The following is a 2,176-nucleotide window of genomic DNA, read 5'->3' on the forward strand; positions in this document are numbered from 1 at the left end:
GCGCATGGCGCTCGATGCGGCCGCCGCGCCCGGGCGCTTCGCGGCCCCGCAATCGGCGTACGCGACGCTGGGCATGGAAAAAGGCGTCGTCTGGGTGCGCGTGCCCGTGCAGCCGGCGCCCGGCAGCGACGGCGCGTGGACGTTGAAGATCGATTTCGGGCTGCTCAACCGCGTCGACATGTACCTCGTGCGCGGCGGCCGCATCGAGCGCCATGCGCAGGCCGGCTCGGAACGCACGGGCGAACGGCCGTCGATCTTCCACGGCGGCCCGGTGCCGGCCTTCCTGCTACAACTGGAGCCGGGCCAGCGCTACGACGTGCTGCTGCGCGTGGAGACCAACGGTCCGAAGATCCTCCCGATCAGCTTCGCCAAGCCGGGCGTGTTCTACGAGGAGGCGCTGCGCGACCGCCTCGTGCAGGGCATCCTCACGGGCCTGTTCCTGTGCCTGCTGCTGTACAGCCTCGCGCAATGGGCCAACCTGCGCGAGAGCCTGTTCGCCAAGTACTCGCTGCTGATCGGCGGCCTGGCCCTGTACAACATCGCGTGGTGGGGCCTCGGCGCCGAATACCTGTGGGGCGCCAGCGCGTGGGCCACCGCGAACGCCACCGGCATCATCTCCCTGATGACGTCGTGCGGCGCCTACCTGTTCGTCGGCTCCGCGCTGACGCGGCCCGGCGTCGACCGCGTGTTCCCGCGCCTGATGCAGACGGGCGCCGTGCTGTGCGTGATCGCCGCGATCGCCTTCGGCCTCGGCCTGATCCACGACGAGGCCCTGGTCGCCGTCGTCGGCTCGCTGGGCATCATGCCGATGCTGCTGGGCCTCCCCGGCGCGTTCAACCGCGCGCGCCGCGGCGACACGGTCGGCATCTACTTCCTCGTCGGCTGGGCCGCGAGCTTCATGAGTTCCGTCGTCCAGGCGCAGGTGATCAAGGGCGGCATGGACGCCACCTACTGGACGCTGAATTCGACGCAGTTCGGCGGCACGTTCGACATGCTCGTGTTCATGCGCATCCTGGGCCTGCGCACCAAGAGCATCCAGGACGCGATGGTCCGCGCGGAAGCGGCGACCCGCATGAAATCGGAATTCCTGGCCAACATGAGCCACGAGATCCGCACGCCGATGAACGCGATCATCGGCATGAGCCGCCTCGCGCTGATGGCCGATCCGAATCCAAAGCAGCGCAACTACCTCGGCAAGATCCTCGGCGCGGGCGAGCACCTGCTGGGCATCATCAACGACATCCTCGACTTTTCCAAGATCGAGGCCGGCCGCATGACTCTCGACAAGGTGCCGTTCGACCTCGACGACATGCTCGAGCACCTCGCCAGCATCGCCGCCATCAAGACGGATGCGCGCCGCGTCGAACTCGTGTTCTGCGTGCCGCGCGGCGTGCCGGGCCGCCTCGTGGGCGATCCGCTGCGCCTGGGGCAGGTGCTGATCAACCTGACCAACAACGCCGTCAAGTTCACCGAGGACGGCGAGATCGTCGTCGCCGTCGACGTCGTCGAACGCGAGGCAGACCGCGTGGTGCTGCGCTTCTCCGTCAGCGACACCGGCATCGGCATGGACGCCGACCAGCTCGCGCGCCTGTTCCAGTCGTTCACGCAGGCCGACAACTCCATCACCCGCAAATACGGCGGCACGGGCCTGGGCCTGTCGATCTCGAAGCAGCTCGTCGAACTGATGGGCGGCACGATCGCCGTCACCAGCACGCCGGGCGTCGGCAGCCGCTTCACGTTCACGGTCCCGCTGGGCATCGCCGACGCCGACGCCGCGGCCGCGACCACCCCGGGCGCGGAACTGCAGCGCATGCGCGTGATGGTCGTCGACGACAGCGCGGGCGCGCGCGCCGCGCTCGTCGAGATGCTGGACGGCTTCGGCATCCATGCCGACGCCGTCGCGTCGGGCGAGGAATCGCTGGCGCGGCTGGCGCAGGCCGTGCAGGAAGGCAGCCCGTACCAGGTCGTGCTGATGGATTACATGATGCCGGGCTGGGACGGCGTGGAGACGATCCGCCGCATCCGCGCCGACGCGCGCTTCGCGGCGCCGCCCGCGATCCTGATGGTCAGCGCCTGCACGCGCGAAGGCGTGCTGCAGCAGGAAGGCGACCTGCCGCTGCACGGTTTCCTCACCAAGCCCGTCGGCCCGGCGCTGCTGTACGACAGCCTGCTGCAG

At 69.3% G+C, this 2,176-nt stretch carries 1 protein-coding gene; it reads left to right on the forward strand.

The features are described from left to right. Nucleotides 1–2,176 (forward strand): ATP-binding protein (locus ACEN88_RS29815; RefSeq protein WP_413345520.1); only part of this gene is annotated, 2,176 nt, incomplete at both ends.

The organism is Massilia sp. CT11-108 (assembly GCF_047302915.1).
GTDB classification, from domain to species: domain Bacteria; phylum Pseudomonadota; class Gammaproteobacteria; order Burkholderiales; family Burkholderiaceae_D; genus Telluria; species Telluria orientalis.